Origin of the sequence: Sphingorhabdus pulchriflava (assembly GCF_003367235.1) — a bacterium.
GTDB classification, from domain to species: domain Bacteria; phylum Pseudomonadota; class Alphaproteobacteria; order Sphingomonadales; family Sphingomonadaceae; genus Sphingorhabdus_B; species Sphingorhabdus_B pulchriflava.
The window spans coordinates 1377781-1393549 of sequence record NZ_QRGP01000001.1; the positions used below are offsets into that span (position 1 = coordinate 1377781).

At 54.9% G+C, this 15769-nt stretch carries 15 protein-coding genes and 1 tRNA gene; all 16 read right to left on the bottom strand.

Annotated elements, in window-relative coordinates:
- Positions 1 to 60: 60 nt before the first annotated feature.
- The 16 genes from leuA to bamA all read right to left on the bottom strand — a co-directional run bounded on the left by leuA (position 61) and on the right by bamA (position 15692).
- Positions 61 to 1719, bottom strand: coding sequence for a 2-isopropylmalate synthase (leuA, locus tag DXH95_RS06870; protein WP_115549441.1), 1659 nt, complete (start codon positions 1717 to 1719; stop codon positions 61 to 63).
- Positions 1720 to 1940: 221 nt separating this feature from the next.
- Complete coding sequence (locus DXH95_RS06875) at positions 1941 to 2393, bottom strand: AHH domain-containing protein (RefSeq protein WP_115548644.1); 453 nt, start codon at positions 2391 to 2393, stop codon at positions 1941 to 1943.
- A 46-nt stretch (positions 2394 to 2439) separates the two neighbouring features.
- Positions 2440 to 3204 (bottom strand): hypothetical protein, encoded by a 765-nt coding sequence (locus tag DXH95_RS06880; protein ID WP_181883589.1) that lies wholly within the window; start codon positions 3202 to 3204, stop codon positions 2440 to 2442.
- A 79-nt stretch (positions 3205 to 3283) separates the two neighbouring features.
- Positions 3284 to 5212, bottom strand: a complete 1929-nt coding sequence (locus tag DXH95_RS06885) for a potassium transporter Kup (RefSeq protein ID WP_115548646.1) — start codon at positions 5210 to 5212, stop codon at positions 3284 to 3286.
- A 136-nt stretch (positions 5213 to 5348) separates the two neighbouring features.
- Positions 5349 to 6005 (bottom strand): tetratricopeptide repeat protein, encoded by a 657-nt coding sequence (locus DXH95_RS06890; RefSeq protein WP_115548647.1) that lies wholly within the window; start codon positions 6003 to 6005, stop codon positions 5349 to 5351.
- Positions 6002 to 6409 carry a cytochrome c-type biogenesis protein gene (locus DXH95_RS06895; RefSeq protein ID WP_115548648.1) on the bottom strand — a complete coding sequence of 136 codons (408 nt, stop codon included), beginning with the start codon at positions 6407 to 6409 and terminating at the stop codon, positions 6002 to 6004. Before DXH95_RS06895 ends, DXH95_RS06890 begins: the two co-directional genes overlap by 4 nt.
- Complete coding sequence (locus tag DXH95_RS06900) at positions 6406 to 6936, bottom strand: DsbE family thiol:disulfide interchange protein (RefSeq protein ID WP_115549442.1); 531 nt, start codon at positions 6934 to 6936, stop codon at positions 6406 to 6408. The genes DXH95_RS06895 and DXH95_RS06900 overlap by 4 nt, the downstream gene beginning before the upstream one ends.
- Complete coding sequence (locus DXH95_RS06905; RefSeq protein ID WP_115548649.1) at positions 6933 to 8861, bottom strand: heme lyase CcmF/NrfE family subunit; 1929 nt, start codon at positions 8859 to 8861, stop codon at positions 6933 to 6935. Before DXH95_RS06905 ends, DXH95_RS06900 begins: the two co-directional genes overlap by 4 nt.
- The gene (ccmE, locus tag DXH95_RS06910; protein WP_115548650.1) at positions 8858 to 9307 is read right to left on the bottom strand and encodes a cytochrome c maturation protein CcmE; all 450 of its coding nucleotides are present in this window, start codon (positions 9305 to 9307) and stop codon (positions 8858 to 8860) included. Before ccmE ends, DXH95_RS06905 begins: the two co-directional genes overlap by 4 nt.
- A gap of 132 nt (positions 9308 to 9439) precedes the next feature.
- Positions 9440 to 10156, bottom strand: a complete 717-nt coding sequence (gene ccmC / locus DXH95_RS06915; RefSeq protein ID WP_115548651.1) for a heme ABC transporter permease CcmC — start codon at positions 10154 to 10156, stop codon at positions 9440 to 9442.
- A 58-nt stretch (positions 10157 to 10214) separates the two neighbouring features.
- A complete protein-coding gene (locus DXH95_RS06920; RefSeq protein WP_115548652.1) occupies positions 10215 to 11246 on the bottom strand; it encodes a Leu/Phe/Val dehydrogenase in 1032 nt (343 codons plus the stop codon).
- 92 nt (positions 11247 to 11338) lie between these two features.
- A tRNA-His gene (locus DXH95_RS06925) sits at positions 11339 to 11415 on the bottom strand.
- A gap of 93 nt (positions 11416 to 11508) precedes the next feature.
- Positions 11509 to 11736 carry a 50S ribosomal protein L31 gene (gene rpmE / locus DXH95_RS06930; protein WP_115548653.1) on the bottom strand — a complete coding sequence of 76 codons (228 nt, stop codon included), beginning with the start codon at positions 11734 to 11736 and terminating at the stop codon, positions 11509 to 11511.
- 106 nt (positions 11737 to 11842) lie between these two features.
- Positions 11843 to 12298: a 3-hydroxyacyl-ACP dehydratase FabZ gene (gene fabZ, locus DXH95_RS06935; protein WP_115548654.1), complete on the bottom strand. Its 456-nt coding sequence runs from the start codon at positions 12296 to 12298 to the stop codon at positions 11843 to 11845.
- Between the two features lie 5 nt (positions 12299 to 12303).
- Positions 12304 to 13038, bottom strand: a complete 735-nt coding sequence (locus tag DXH95_RS06940) for an OmpH family outer membrane protein (RefSeq protein ID WP_115548655.1) — start codon at positions 13036 to 13038, stop codon at positions 12304 to 12306.
- Entirely contained in the window at positions 13038 to 15692 is a 2655-nt protein-coding gene (bamA, locus tag DXH95_RS06945) for an outer membrane protein assembly factor BamA (protein ID WP_115548656.1), read from the bottom strand. Before bamA ends, DXH95_RS06940 begins: the two co-directional genes overlap by 1 nt.
- Positions 15693 to 15769: the final 77 nt, after the last annotated feature.

Genomic DNA, 15769 nt, shown 5'->3' on the forward strand with positions numbered 1-15769 from the left:
GGCAACTCCTAAGGCTTAATCACTTGTTTAAGCCGTAAAGAGCGTAACGCCCTGCCCATGTCAAATGCCGTTTGCAGCACTTAGTAGCGCACGCACGGTTGCCGTAGCGACATCGGTATCGATACCTGCGCCAAAAAGACTGCGTCCATCGGCGGTGCGGCATTCGACATAGGCTGCGGCCTGCGCGCCGGCGCCGTGACCAATGGCATGTTCGCTATAGTCAACGATATCCATTTCCGGTCCGCCATGGTCGGCAAGCGCTGCAATCACGCTAGACATCAGGCCATTGCCGCGCCCGGAAAGGCTTCGGAACTCCCCGTCCACTTTCAATTTGCCGACAAAAATCCGATCCGTGCCCGAATGGTTTTCAGCATAATCGAACAGTTCGAAACGTCCCGATTTGGTAATGAAATAGCGGTCCTGAAAAGCACCCCAAATGTCAGCAGAGGTCAGCTCACGACCGGTCGTGTCCGAAAGCTCCTGCACGGTACGCGAGAAATCGGCTTGCATCTTCTTGGGAAGCTTCAGACCATAATCCTGCTCGAGTACCCAGGCGACGCCACCCTTGCCCGACTGCGAGTTGACGCGAATGACGGCTTCATAACTTCGTCCGAGGTCCGCAGGATCGATCGGAAGATAGGGTACTTCCCATATCTCGTCATTGCGCTTCGCCTGGTGTGCAAATCCCTTTTTGATCGCGTCCTGATGACTTCCCGAGAAAGCCGTGAACACCAATTCGCCGGCATAGGGATGGCGCGGATGCACAGGCAGTTGGTTGCAATATTCGACCGTTTGGATGACCTCATCAATATCCGAGAAGTCGAGCCCCGGATGCAGCCCCTGCGTATACATATTCAGCGCAACGGTAACCAGGTCGACATTGCCGGTTCGTTCGCCGTTGCCAAACAGACAGCCTTCGACGCGATCACCGCCTGCCAGCAGGCCCAATTCGGTCGCAGCAATGCCGGTACCGCGGTCATTATGGGTATGCAGGCTGATGACTACCGCATCGCGGTTCGGAATGTGACGTCCAAAATATTCAATCTGGTCAGCATAGATGTTGGGCATTGCCGCTTCGACCGTAGCCGGCAGATTGAAAATGATCGGCTTTTCAGCCGTCGGCTTCAGGATTTCCATCACCGCGGTGCAAACTTCGAGGCTGAAGTCGAGTTCGGCGGTCGAGAAGGTTTCGGGCGAATATTCAAAATGCCAATCGGTCTGCGGATATTTCGCTGCCTGTTCGGCCAGAATTTGCGCGCCTTCAATGGCAATGGCTTTCACACCCGGCTTGTCGAGATTGAATACGATATTGCGCCAAGCCGGCGAGACTGCGTTGTACAAGTGGACGATCGCTGTCTTGGTACCAGCCATAGCTTCGAACGTCTTTTCAATCAGATCGCGGCGGGACTGTGTCAGGCTCTGGATCGCCACATCATCCGGGATACGGCCACCATCGACCAGTGCACGGATGAAATCGAAATCGGTTGCCCCCGATGACGGGAAGCCAACCTCGATTTCCTTGATACCCACCTTAACCAGCAGATCAAAAAAGCGGTTCTTTTTCTCCGCGCCCATTGGGTCGATAAGTGCCTGGTTGCCGTCCCGAAGGTCGGTAGAAAGCCAACGCGGCGCCTTATCGATGGTTCGGCTGGGCCATTGGCGATCAGGCAAGTCTATTTGCGGAAAAGGTCGATACTTACGCGAAGGGTCATTGAGCATCATGGCGATGGGTGCTTCTAAAAGAGCAGGCGATTGGCCTGGTTATGAGATTCCGGGGTTCAAACAGCCCTTAGGCGGGTGGCAAAGCCTAAGGCCAAGCCCGTACGCGCGCCTAAGGGCGCGTAAGTCGTAGAAGCAGGGAAAGATTGAGCGCTGCGTTCATAATGAAGCGCCTTTTTCACACATTGTTTCCGACGTCCAGCAAAAAAGCGCCGAAAATTTCAACTTGGCTGGGTAAACCGAAACAGAAAGTCAGCGTCGCTATCAAGGCGACGCATGTCAACCGTTGGTTGAAATGGGTGTCGACGGTCAAATGCATCGACTTCCGGACAATTGCGTAATCCCTCACGCAAAGCTCTCAGAAACTGCATCAATTGCAGCCTAGACTCATATTCATCCAAAACGGATATCGCCGCCAACCGCTCCGCCACCATCTGATTATAGGCAGGGTGCGGCCCACGATGCAAAGGAAGCCCAAATGCGGCAGCCATACGTTCGCGACAAGGCAAGTGCATGCCATTCACTCCAAAATCATCGGGATCAAACCCATAGGCTTTTGATTTTTCGAAGAAAGGCCGAAGCGCGCCCATGTTACAGACTTTGACTGGAATCAGATGATGGCACTGGAAACCGTTGATCTGGCATCTTGCACGAACGTCCCTGAATGTCGGCATGGTCTATCCTTCGACATAGAAGATCGACCTGTGCGTAGTTTGCACTTCAAAAGCTTCCAGTCGAAGAAATATCCATTTCGGAGCCTATTCGGGCATGAACAACGCGCGCTTCATCTTTCAGAGTAAGTAAAACCTGCTGATGTCCATCCAAGTCTGCCACCGTTTCATCAGTTGTCAGTGGACCATTGGTGGCAATGTCATGAACAAGGCGAACAATGCGACGCAACCAGATTTGTTCACTCCCCTTGACCACGTCACAATGGACCTCCTGACCTGAAAACCATTCCAGTCCCTCGGTATGCAGCCCATCTTTTTCCGGCGACCAGATCAGTTGGATTGTCGCTAAAACGGGAAATGCCCCGCCCTCTGCATAATCATTCACAGCTTCCGCAAAGTATCCAGGATCAACCAGTAAATTTCCAGGCGTCCAGATCACCCTATCAGGCCCCAACTGTTTGACCAAAAGAGCCGCAAACTTAAGAAATGCTTGTGCAATTTCAGGAAGGCGGTTGCCACCTGTCACATGGTCAGCAAAATTCAGGGAAAAGACGTTGCTATTCGCTGTAGGCATTGACGAACATAGAATTGGCTGAGCATTAACCGCGAGTTCTGGCAGTTCCGCTAGGCACAAAGAAAACTGCAAGCCATTCCAAACCAGACTATGATCGGAGCGGGACATCGACGGCAACGCACTTGCCACTTTGCCAACAGAATCGCATACGAAATCGTCGATGCCAGCAATCACTTTAGCGACATCGCAGCTGAATATTAGATATAGCGGGCTTTGCCGTTCCACTATCTGCCCAATCACAACGGTTCTTTATTTGTTCTTATTGACAAACAGTAGTCGATGCAACCTTAGCCCCTTGGTGAAATTGCTCCGAAATGGACTATATTTCCACCTGACTGCCAAGCTCAACTACCCGGTTGGACGGAAGCTTGAAAAATTCCATCGCGTTCGCTGCATTGCGGAGCATCCAAGCAAAGACCTTTTCACGCCAGATCGCCATACCGGGAACTTTTGACGCAATCAGTGTTTGTCTCGACAGGAAGAAGCTGGTTTGCATCATATCAAAAGGTGGACCGCACAAGTCGACCTTCGCGAGCGCAGCGGGCACATCGGTCTCTTCCAAAAAGCCATAACGCAGGATGACCCGATAGAACCCCTCGCTCAGCGGTTTGCAGGTCACCCGCTTGCTTTCTTCGACATAGGGCATTTCCGCAATATCAACGGTCAAGATGATGACCCGTTCATGCAAAACGCGATTATGTTTGATGTTGTGGAGCAGTGCTGAGGGAACGCCAGCGCTGGTCGAGGCCATGAATATAGCAGTACCGGGAACACGCTGGGCGCTGCCGCTCGCAGATTTTATAAAAATCTCCATCGGCATGGTGCTTTCAGCCATGCGTTCGCGCATCAGCGCGCGCCCGCGCGACCAAGTCGTAAGCAAGGTGAAGATGACCAAACCGATGATAAGCGGAAAATATCCACCCTGTGGCACTTTCAGCAGATTGGCACCCAGATAGGCGATGTCGACGATGAAGAAGACGGCCAAAATAGGCAGTGCCTTCCATTTTGGCCATTTCCACAAGGTCAGAAGCACAACCGAAATGAGACAAGTGTCGATGAACATCGCCCCGGTTACCGCAATACCATAAGCCGCTGCAAGATTGCTCGAAGAGCGGAAAAACAGCACCAGCACCAGCACCATGATCATCAGGCCCCAGTTAATTGCCGGGATATATATCTGTCCGGCTTCGCTCTCGCTGGTGTGCAAAATCCGCAGACGCGGCATGAAGCCCAGCTGGATTGCCTGTTGGGTCAGCGAAAAGGCGCCCGATATTACAGCCTGGCTGGCAATGATGGTTGCTAAGATGACAAGGAAAACGATCGGCAGCCGCAGCGCATCGGGCAGCATCAGGAAGAATGGATCCTTGATTGCAGCCTGCGCCTCCGCTGGGCTCATCGACAGGATCATCGCCCCCTGCCCCATATAGTTGAGCATCAAGGCGGGGAGTACAAACCACAACCATGAAAATTTGATCGGACGACGCCCGAAGTGCCCCATATCGGCATAGAGCGCCTCTGCACCTGTCACAGCCAGAACGACCGCGCCCAGCGACACAAAGGCCCTGAAACCGTCAATGTAGAAGAAGTTTATCGCGTTCCACGGATTCAGCGTGTGCAGGACAATCTCCGGCATTTTCACCAGATACATCATGCCGAGCACGGACAGGGTCAGGAAATACAACACCATGATCGGGCCGAAAAGCGCGCCAACCTTGGCCGTCCCGCGGGCCTGTATCGCAAACAGCCCGACCAGAATTGCGAGAGCAATCGGCAACACCCAACTCTTGAAGCCGGGGTGCACATAGTTAAGCCCCTCTGTTGCCGAGAGCACCGACATGGCGGGGGTTATCATGGAATCACCATAAAACAGCGCGGTTGCGAACACGCCCAGCATGATAATCGGCGCGGTCCATTTTTCCCCCTGAGTCTTGCGGCTGATCAGCGCGAGCAAAGCGAGGCTTCCGCCTTCGCCTTTGTTATCCGCTTTCATGATCGTGAAGACATATTTGAACGTCACCACAAGCATCATCGACCAAAAGACGAGGCTCAGCACGCCCATGATGTGCATCGGATCGGGTTCGATCGGATGGTGCCCAGCAAAAGTTTCGCGAAACGCGTAAATCGGGCTGGTACCGATATCGCCAAAGACGACCCCCACGGCACCCACGCACATCGTTGCGAGCGACGCCTTGCGATGGCCATGCTCAGCCTGAATTTCATCTGCACTTGTTTGCTGTGATTCTGACATGCGCCCCCCGAAGGCGTGATACTGTCTGCCCGCTCCGAACCTATCCTGGATTGGCGGGGGCGCGTGCCGATAGCATGACGACTAGCAGCTTACAACGATTGAGACAGGTAAAATCTTTAAATCTATATAATTGATTTTATTTAATATTATCTAACTTCTGGGCGGCAACAGCCTGACCCAGCATCGATTCTAGACCCTTTACTTGCGACTCAAGCGGTGCCCGCCATTTCGCATTAGGTGTCGCGCGATCCAGCACAGCCCGCCATTTAACCAAAGTCTCCACCGGCTTGCGATCAAAAAGAGCGGCCAGCCCCTCGAAATAATCAGCGGCCGGTTGCTTTGGCGCCAGCGCTTTTGCCTTGCCAAAAGCAAGTTTGGCCGGCGGTGTAAGATCGCCGTCTGCCGCCAGCATCATTACCAAGCCAAGGGCGGACCAGAGATCGGCATTGTCTGGATGCTCCCTGATCCCGGCCTGTATATATCCCGCAGCCGCCTGATAATTGCCGTCACGCGCGAAACCATCCGCTGTCACCAACCACATTTTGGCAACGCCATAATTCTGGTCCATATCCGATCGCATCTGGATCAGCGCATCAGCAGCCCCTTTTTCCGCATCTATAGTCTTTGCGGGTGCTGCCATATAGCCGGGCATGCCCTGCCAACTATATCCGGCTAGCGCCAAGACGATAGCGGCAAGCACGGGCTGCCACAGTCGCTTTCGCGCAGGATTGAAGGCAAGAATTCCTCCGACACTCAATGCCGCAAGCAGCGCCATGATTGCCCAGCCGGTCATGACGTCGATCCTCCAAAACGCTTACGCGCCAATATCAATGCGAGACTCAGGAAGAGGAGCGGCATGCCCCATAGTAACAGACCAATACCTTTCGCTGGCGGCGAAAAGCTGATCCAGTCGCCATAGCGACCTTTCAACCATTGCTCGATTTCACTATTGCTCTGTCCGGCGGCAACCCGTTCGCGCACCTCGTGCCGCATCGCCGCTGCAATAGGTGCGTCGCTGTCGTGAATAGACTGACCTTGGCATTGGATGCAGCGCAGATTTTCCATGAGCGCGACCGCTCGTTCTTCTTGCACTTGGTCTTTCAACTGCACATTCGCCAAAGGCGGTGGAGGGCCTTCCTGTGCTGCCAGCGGTGCTGATGCGACCAACAACCCGATCAGAAAGGCTCTGCCTATCATTTGGCTTCTTTCAGCTTTTCGACCAGCGGAGCGACATGCTCGGCACGGATATCACCGATATGCTGGTGAATGATGTTACCCTTGCCATCGATCAGATAGGTTTCCGGCACCCCCGACGACCCAAGTTTCAGCTGGACGAGCATATCGGCATCCGCGCCAATACGCACGAAAGGATTGCCATGTTCCGCCAGAAAGGCAGCAACATCTTCAGGCTTGTCCCGAATGGCGATGGCGTGAATTTCGACACCCTGTTCTTTGATTTGCTCCAGAAACGGAGCTTCCGCTTTGCAAGGTAGACACCAGCTGGCAAAAACGTTCAGCATACGGGGTTTGCCGTCGGCAAAATCGGTGTTCGTAAGGCCCGGCACGCCCTCAACTGCCGCTGGTAATTCAAATGCAGGAAGTGGCTTTCCAATCAATCCCGAACGGACATAATCGTCCTTGGGTTGCACCAGACCATAGAGGAACAGCCCGCCGATAAAGGCGAATGCGGCGAGTGGAATCCAGATCAGCCAATTACGTTTCATGCCGATACCCATGGGTTCTCATTCTTCTTGCGGACGGGCAGCTTGATTCGACCCAACAGCGCGATCAGCCCACCCAAAGCAATCAGCCCGCCGCCAAACCAGATCAGAGTAACAAAGGGTTTCCACCAAAGCCGAACCTGCCAGCGACTAAGCTCGGTTTCGGATATAGGTGCGACCACGGCATAGAGTTGACCATCCCAGCGGGTGAGCAGGGCTGCTTCGCTGGTCTGCTGCTCGGGGTTTGAGAACTGCCGGGTTTGAGGCTTAAGCAGCGCGGTAAAATTCCCGCGCTTGGCCGACAAACGGCCTTCAATAGCCACCCAATTGTCACCGACTACTGGGGCTACATCCTCAAGCGTTACCGTCCAGTTTGCAACGGAAACCGTTTCACCGGGACGAAGGGCAGACAGCTTTTCCGTGGTCCACCCTGACTCGGCTGCCATCCCAGCGACAGAGACTGCCAAACCGAAATGCGCGATTACCATTCCCCAGATAGGAAGCGGCGTGCGCAACAAATTGCGCCCGAACAGTGGCAAAAAGGATGCTACGCCTAAACCTGCAGACAACACCAATGCCAGGATCGGCCAAAATCCAGCCTCAGGCGACGAAATTGCAAATAAAACGGCTGCCACAACAGCTGCGATTGCTGGCGCGAACAGTCGTTTCAACCGCGCCTTATCATCGCGACGCCAACGGAGCAGCGGGCCAACCATGAGAGCCAGCATCAACAGCAATGCAATTGGTACGGTTGCCTTGTTGAAATAAGGTGGGCCAACCGAAATCTTGTCGCCCATTGCTTCGGCCACCAGCGGAGCCATAGTTCCCATTAATACTATGGCGAGAATAACACTCAGGAAGATGTTGTTGGCTACGATCCCACCTTCGCGGCTGAGCAGGGTGAACTGTTTGCCTTCTTTCACACTACCGATCCGCAGCGCGAACAACGTCAGCGCGCTACCAACATAAAGCAGCAGCAATGTCAGAATGAAGGCACCCCGTTCAGGGTCGACGGCGAAGGCATGAACACTGGTCAATATGCCCGAACGGACGAGGAAGGTTCCCGCCATCGACATGGCAAAGGCGACCAGTGCCAACATGATTGTCCAAGCGCGCAGTGCATCTCGATTGGCGAGCACGGCAACCGAATGGAGCAGAGCTGTCGCGGCGAGCCACGGCATCAACGATGCGTTTTCAACCGGATCCCAAAACCACCAGCCGCCCCAGCCCAGCTCATAATAGGCCCAATAGCTGCCTGCAGCGATGCCAAGTGTCAGGAATATCCACGCCAATAAAACCCAAGGGCGCATGGCACGAGCAAATGCTGGACCAACTTTGCCGGTTAACAGTGCCGCCACGGCAAAGGAAAAGGCGACCGACAGACCAACATAGCCAATGTACAAAGTTGGTGGATGCAATGCGAGGCCGATGTCCTGCAGCAGCGGATTGAGCCCTGCACCACTTGGCGGAGCCGGGTTTAATCGTTCAAAGGGATTTGACGAAAACAGGAGAAAAGCAAAAAAACCGAGGGCAAGCAGCGACTGTGCGAACAGCGTCGCTCCTAATGTCTGCGCGTCCAAGCGTCGCTCGAACAGTGCGATGGCCGCACCCGCAAGCGTCAGGATCGTGACCCAGAGCAACATTGAACCTTCGTGGTTGCCCCACGCACCCGCGATCTTGAATATCATTGGTTTGTCGATGTGGCTGTTCGATGCAACGAGCAGCACGGAAAGGTCGGTGACCGCAAACATCCAAAGCAGACAGCCGAAGGCCAGCAAGCATAATGCGCCCTGAGCGACCGCAACTGGTCGTGTCAGCGAAGCGAGCGCAGGTGATGCTGATTTCCAGCTGCCCAGTCCAGCAAATGCCTGCAGAAGAGCCAATGCTGCTGACAGCCACAACGCGGCAAGTCCGGTTTCAGCAATCATTTGGCGAGTGTATCCTGGCTATGTTCTGCTGTCGTCATGTCGATGTCTTTAAGTTCGCGGGGAACATAATTTTCATCATGCTTGGCAAGCAAGCCATCAGCAACAAACAGACCATTTTTGTCCAAACGTCCATCTGCAACAACACCTGAACCTTCAACAAACAGGTCGGGCGTAATTCCCCTATATACCACCTGTTGGGTCGCATCGCGATCTTGCACGATAAAGCGCACCGTTACGCCATCGGCATCGCGTTTGATCGATCCATTCTGCACCATGCCACCTAGGCGGATGGCCTTCCCCGGTTCCACTTCAGCTTTGGCGAGCGTCGCCGGTGTATAAAAATAGCTCGCCTCTTCGCGCAACGCGGACGCCGCAAGCAAGCCCGCCCCGATCAGAGCCAGTAACGCAACCACAGCGAGCACAAGTCTTTGGTGCTTGGGCTTCACTTTCGGCTCCTCAGATCATCAGCCAAAGATTCCGAGCGGCGCATGGCGGCCCAGCTGGACACCGTTAGCCAGAGGCAACCCACCGCCGTGACAGCAAAAGCGGCAGTCACAAATGTCGCATGCGTCATTGTATCAATCCTCCGCCAATCGGCGCATCCGCGCCTCGATACGGATTTCGGCCAAGGCGGCTCGCATCCGCATCAGTACGATGGCACCGAACAGCAATGAAAAGCCAATCGCGCTTCCGAATAGCGGCCACAAATAACTGTCATCAATCGACGAACCACCCAGCGTAATACTGGCTTTCTGGTGCTGGCTTTCCCACCAAACGACCGAGCGGTTTATAATCGGAATGTTCACGGCTCCGATAATGCCAAATACCGCCGCCGTTCGGCTAAGGCTGCCCTTCTCGCTCGATGCATTCGCAAGCGCGATGAAACCCAGATACAGGAAAAACAGAATTAGCATCGACGTCAGTCGGCCATCCCACACCCACCAGGCACCCCAAGTCGGCTTGCCCCAAATTGAACCTGTAACCAAGCAGAGCGCAGCAAAAACAGCACCCGGAGCGGCGACAGCCCGCGCCGACACACCTGCCAGCGGATGTCGCCAGACCAGTTGTACGATGCTCGCAACGGCAATCCCAGTCCAGCCAGCCATGCCGAGCCAAGCTGCGGGTACGTGGACAAACATGATCTTGACGGTATCGCCCTGCAATCGCTCTGCAGGAACCTGGGTCAAACCCCACCAACAGGAAAATACAACCAATATTGCCCCCGACCATAGAAGGAAGGGAGTCAACGGTTTGGCTATACCGAGAAATCGCGCAGGGTTGGCAAAGCGGTGCATGTATGTGACTCGGGTCGAGCCTCTAGCACCGCTTGAATTTTTGGCCAATTGATTTGGGTCAACGCCCGATCAATTCGCGCGCCATCCGGTCGGCAACCTCTGCGGGCGTGTCACCCTCGGCTTCCGCGCGGTCCCATATGGCATTCAAGCGGGCTGGAATCTCGTCAATGCGGGCATTTACGGCTGCATCATCGGCATTTTCGATTACACGCATGACATTTATGATGCCGCCTGCATTGATCACATAGTCGGGTGCGTACAATATGCCCCTATCCGACAATATGCGGCCTTCCGGTCCAGTCGCCAGCTGGTTGTTAGCCCCGCCCGCTACAGCTTTGACCTTGAGTTCATTGGCGGTCTGAGTCGTGACAATAGCCCCCAATGCGCATGGGCTGAAAATGTCAGCATCTACCGACAAGATAGCGCTGCTATCGACCGCCAGTCCGCCCAGTTCGGCGGCAAGGGACTGCGCCTTAGCTAAGTCAACATCGGCAAGGGTGAGATGCGCACCTTCTGCAGCAAGATAACGGGCCAGCCCGCCACCGACGCTGCCGACGCCTTGAACTGCAACATGGACGCCTTTGACCGTGTCGACGCCTAATGCTCTTCGGGCGGCGGCCTTGACTCCTAGGAATACGCCGCGCGCTGTATAGGGCCCGGGATCGCCACCCTGCCCCGGCAGTCCTGCAACATGCTGCGTCGTTTTCGAAAGTGCTACCATGTCAGCCTCGCTGATGCCGACATCCTGTGCGGTGATGTAGCGACCGCCGAGCGAATCGACAGCGCGCGCGAAAGTATCGAGCAACGCGCTGGTCTTGGTCTTTTGGGCATCTGCCAGGATGACCGCCTTGCCACCACCTGCATTCAGGCCGGCCATGGCGTTCTTGTAGCTCATCCCGCGCGACAGCCGCAGCGCATCGGTTATCGCCGATTGCTGGTCCGCATAGTGCCAGAAACGCGTGCCACCCGCAGCCGGCCCAAGATGGGTTGAGTGCAACGAGATGACAGCGCGCAAACCTGTCTTTGGATCGTCAAACATATGCACTGATTCGTGGGCATCGAAGTCAGGCAGGTCCCAAAGCGCAGGCATTATGTAGATTCCCCAGATAAGGATAATAATTTCTATTCCGCGTAATAATATTACGCAGCCTATTTGTCAGCCTAAAAATACGAGGGGAAAAATGGGGCGACCGAGGGGTCTCGAACCCCCGACCTCTGGTACCACAAACCAGCGCTCTAACCAACTGAGCTACGGTCGCCATATGCGCCTGCGATAGGCTGGCGCGTCCTTAAAAGCAAAGAATGCCGGGCGTCAACCCGGCACCTTTGAAACCTCAAAAAAGCCGTTCAGCTTATTTCTTCAGCGTCAAACCACCGAAACGCTTGTTGAATTGGGCAACGCGGCCACCCGAATCAAGCATTGTGCCACGGCCACCGGTCCATGCCGGGTGCGACGTCGGATCGATGTCGAGTTGCAGCGTGTCGCCTTCCTTGCCCCAGGTGGAGCGGGTTTCAAACACGGTGCCATCGGTCATCTGCACCTTGATCATGTGGTAGTCGGGATGAATGTCTTTTTTCACGTTTCTGCTCCTTTGCGACCCCGGTTACCGACCCGGGTCAGGATTTGGGAAGCGCCGCCCTTAGCGATGCGTCGGGTTAAATGCAAGCGTTGTAGTTGGCACTGAGTTAAGCAGGCGGATCAGCAATCATCGCCATGAATTCCGCCTCGGCCGCAACCTGGTCGCCAATCAGGGCCTGCCCGGCGAATTTACAAACGCGCGGGCGCTTCTGTGTGAACTGGACGTTCAGATGAAGCAAACAACCCGGTTCAACCGGTGCGCGAAATTTCGCATTGTCGATGGCCATGAAATAAACGAGCTTGCCCGAGCCAGCGAGGCCAAAGCTCTCCATAGCCAGCACGCCTGCAGCTTGCGCCAGTGCTTCGACGATCATCACGCCGGGCATGATGGGACGGCCGGGAAAATGCCCCTGGAAAAAGCCTTCGTTGATCGTGACGGCTTTGACCGCCACGATACGTTCATCCTTCACCAGTTCCTCAACCCGATCGACCAAAAGCATGGGATAGCGATGCGGAAGCACTGCCATCACACGCCGGACATCGTAATTGGCGAAGTCGTCCATCGTAATTAGCGGCTTTCGGGCTGCGGCTGCTGCGGAGCGGGCGTCGCGGGAGCAGCCGGGTTGGCAGCCGGCTGCACTGCCTGTTGTGCCTGCGCATTGCGGATGGCCTGCACACGGGCCGCGGTCAGCAATCGCTGCTGGATTTGTTCATACAATCCACCAGTCGACTGCTTCGGCTGCCAATTTGCCGGTGGCGTGATACCGACTGACGGAACCGCCAGGTCGAGTGCTGCGGTCACTGCCTTGGTCACATCGACTGCTTCCGGTGCCCAGATGAAGGCATCCGGTGCCAAAATCATGTTGATTTTCTTTTGGGTGATGACCTGCTGCTGTGCAGCGGCGTAACGGTCAGCAATGCTTTCAACAGCGAAAGCCTGCGCAGTTACAATCGGCTGCTGCAATTGGGCAATTTCCCGTTCCTTGGCTTCGAGCTGGGTCAGCAACGGGTTTTTCGCCTTGATTGCCGCATCCAGTTCATCCTGGGTCAGGTTTTTGTCTTTGTTGGTATCCAACTGCGCATTGATATCGTTGATTTCCTTGCGCTTTGCCTGGATCATCTGCGAGTTGCTGGTGAAAGTGGTGCCGATCTGCTGATAGGCCTGTGCAAAGGCCTTGGTCTGCATGATCGCATCAGTCGTATCGAGCGTCGCAATGCCAGCCACCTGTGCAGTCGCCGGGAGGGCCGTCAAAGCAGCACCAGCGAGCAGAGCTGCTGAAAAAGTCTTGATTGCAAATTTCATCAGAATTGGGTTCCTACGTTGAATGTAAAGAGCTTGGTATCGTCGCCAGCTTCCTTGAGCAGCGCACGCGCTACGTCGATACGGAAGGGCCCGAAGGGCGAGTTCCAGTTCACGCCGATGCCTACAGAAACGCGTGGCTTCCAGCTGTCGCCAAAAAAGCGTTCTTCGAAGCGAAGCACTGGCACGCGAGCTGAGCCATCCGAGTTGGTTGCGACCGTGGTTGTTTCCAGCACCGGGGTCGTTCCGCTGGTATTGACGGTGTAGTAGAGCGGAAGACTGGGCGTCGTTGTTGTCGCAGTCGACCGCTCCTGAATCGTTTGCAAAAGCGGTGTCACAACGTTGAAAACAGCACCCGCATCTACGAATATCGACGGACGCAGGCCAAGTTCCTTGGCCCCGCTGCCCAGCGGAATTTCCAATTCGGCGCGACCCAAATAATAGGCACGACCGCCAATTGCGTCGTCCTGAATCTGCTTGCGATCCAGTCGCGGTACGTTGACGGCAACGCCATTCTGGATTTCGCCATCAAAGAAAATGCGCTGCACACGCGGGCCGACACCGCGAATATCGAAACCGCGGATTTGCGGTTCACCAAGATAGAAACGGTCGGTCAAGCGTACATCGTCGATACCTGCAGCCGACGAACCGCGATTTTCGAGCGGATGAATATAGCCACCCTCAGCCGACAGCGAAAAGACAAATCCGCTGTCCGTCAAACGCCAATATTTGTTCGCATTCAGGCGGCTGCGAATATATTTTACGTCCCCGCCCAGACCGGCAAAATCCTGGCTCAAGCTGACGCTATGTCCACGTGTCGGGCGCAGACGGCTGTCTCGCGTGTCGTACATCACCGTGTAACCCAGCGTCGATGTCAAACGCTTCCCGATTGCATCGCAAAGAAAGCGCCCGGCAAGCACAGGATCACAGGTGGAGGGCAGCGGCCCAGTTCCATCTGGGTCAGTGAAGAATAGCCCTCGATCGAGCGAAATGTCATCATAGCTGAGGCCATAACGCGCCTGGAAGTACAGAAATTCATTGACTGGAACGCCGGTACGAATCTGGAAACCAGTAGTCGCCTGTTCGTAGGTCGTATTTCTGTCGTTGTTGAAGAAGTTGAAGCTCGACAAGTCGCGGCGGAAAATGTCGCCCGACAGCGCAATCGAGCGATCGAACAAATAAGGTTCGGTAAAGCCGATTTCGGCCGATTTCGAATAACTCGAATAAGAGATATTCGTCCGCAGTTCTTGGCCCTTGCCGCGGAAGTTGCGCTGGGTAATCGAACCCTGGAAGATAAAATTCTCGATCGACGAGAAACCAGCCGACAAGGACAGTTCGCCCGTCGCCTTTTCTTCAACATTGGTCGTCAGGACGATACGGTCGTCGCTGCTGCCCTTTTCCTGTTCAACCTCAAGGTCTTCCTGGAAGTAGCCGAGCGATTTGATGCGGTCTGCCGTCCGCTTCACCTGAATGCTGTTAAAGGCATCGCCTTCGTTCAGGCGGAATTCGCGACGAATGACTTTGTCTTGGGTGATCGTGTTGCCGTTGATGTCAATCCGTTCGACAAAGACGCGCTCCGCCTCTGCGATGTCGAAGGTGATGTTCATCGTGAGCGTGTCTTTGTCGCGATTGAACTGCGGGCTGACATCGGCAAAGGCATAGCCAAAGAGGCCAGCGCTTTCGCTCAGTCCCTCGACAGTGTCTTCAACCATCTTGGCGTTGTACCAATCACCCTTTTTCATTCGCAGACTGGAAGTCAGTGCTTCCGATTTGAAATCGCGGATCTTGCTGTCGACCTTGACGTCACCAAATTTGTAGCGCTCGCCTTCTTCGACCACATAAGTGATGATGAAGTCTTTCTTGTCCGGCGTCAGCTCGGCAACCGCCGAAACAACGCGGAAATCGGCATAGCCTTCGGTCAGGTAGAATTGACGCAGCTTCTGCTGGTCGAAAGCCAGACGATCGGGGTCATAGCTGGTGCCCGAGCTGAAGATGCTGGTCAGGCGGGCTTGTTTGGTGACCATTTCGCCGCGCAACTGGCCGTCGGAGAATTTGTCATTGCCAATGATGTTGATCTGGCGGACCTTCGATTTCGGCCCCTCAGTGATTTCGAAAACTATGTCGACGCGGTTTTGGTCAAGCTGCACCAGCTTGGGTTCGACCTGCGCGGCGAATCGCCCCTGCCGCTTATAAAGCTCAACAATACGCGCAACGTCTGCGCGCACTTTGGAACGCGAATAGATCTGGCGGGGCGCAAGTTTGATTTCTGGTTCAATCTTGTCATTTTTGATGCGCTTGTTGCCTTCAAGAATGATACGGTTGATAACCGGATTTTCGCGAACTTCGATGGTCACATCACCCGCGACATTGCGAATACTGACATCCGCGAACAACTCGGTTGCATACAGATCTTTAAGTGCCTGATCGGCACCAGCCTGTGTCCATGCCTGTCCCGCACGCAGGCGGATATAGGAACGCACTGTATCGGCCTCGAGACGCTGTGTCCCTACAACACTAATTGACCGGATTGGCGCATCTGCCACAGCAGGTGCCGGTGCGTCCGCTGCCTGTGCCATCACGGGCGCGGAAGACAGCGCAACGGATACAGCAAATGCCGATGCGCCCAGCAGGGTCCTGCTTACCGAAGTTTTGAACATATGTATTCGACCTTCCCTCTGGCCCCGCTGTCGATAGGTTTGCGCCCCTTGCCCCAAGCGCAGGCTGCTTTCAAGCT

What these genes read in the sequence shown, in the direction of transcription:
- DXH95_RS06895 (WP_115548648.1), bottom strand. Translation starts at nt 6,409, where the DNA reads ATGATAGGCAGAGCCTTTCTGATCGGGTTGTTGGTCGCATCAGCACCG.
- DXH95_RS06885 (WP_115548646.1), bottom strand. Translation starts at nt 5,212, where the DNA reads ATGTCAGAATCACAGCAAACAAGTGCAGATGAAATTCAGGCTGAGCAT.
- bamA (WP_115548656.1), bottom strand. Translation starts at nt 15,692, where the DNA reads ATGTTCAAAACTTCGGTAAGCAGGACCCTGCTGGGCGCATCGGCATTT.
- DXH95_RS06940 (WP_115548655.1), bottom strand. Translation starts at nt 13,038, where the DNA reads ATGAAATTTGCAATCAAGACTTTTTCAGCAGCTCTGCTCGCTGGTGCT.
- DXH95_RS06920 (WP_115548652.1), bottom strand. Translation starts at nt 11,246, where the DNA reads ATGCCTGCGCTTTGGGACCTGCCTGACTTCGATGCCCACGAATCAGTG.
- DXH95_RS06905 (WP_115548649.1), bottom strand. Translation starts at nt 8,861, where the DNA reads ATGATTGCTGAAACCGGACTTGCCGCGTTGTGGCTGTCAGCAGCATTG.
- DXH95_RS06875 (WP_115548644.1), bottom strand. Translation starts at nt 2,393, where the DNA reads ATGCCGACATTCAGGGACGTTCGTGCAAGATGCCAGATCAACGGTTTC.
- leuA (WP_115549441.1), bottom strand. Translation starts at nt 1,719, where the DNA reads ATGCTCAATGACCCTTCGCGTAAGTATCGACCTTTTCCGCAAATAGAC.
- fabZ (WP_115548654.1), bottom strand. Translation starts at nt 12,298, where the DNA reads ATGGACGACTTCGCCAATTACGATGTCCGGCGTGTGATGGCAGTGCTT.
- DXH95_RS06890 (WP_115548647.1), bottom strand. Translation starts at nt 6,005, where the DNA reads ATGACCGGCTGGGCAATCATGGCGCTGCTTGCGGCATTGAGTGTCGGA.
- DXH95_RS06900 (WP_115549442.1), bottom strand. Translation starts at nt 6,936, where the DNA reads ATGAAACGTAATTGGCTGATCTGGATTCCACTCGCCGCATTCGCCTTT.
- ccmC (WP_115548651.1), bottom strand. Translation starts at nt 10,156, where the DNA reads ATGCACCGCTTTGCCAACCCTGCGCGATTTCTCGGTATAGCCAAACCG.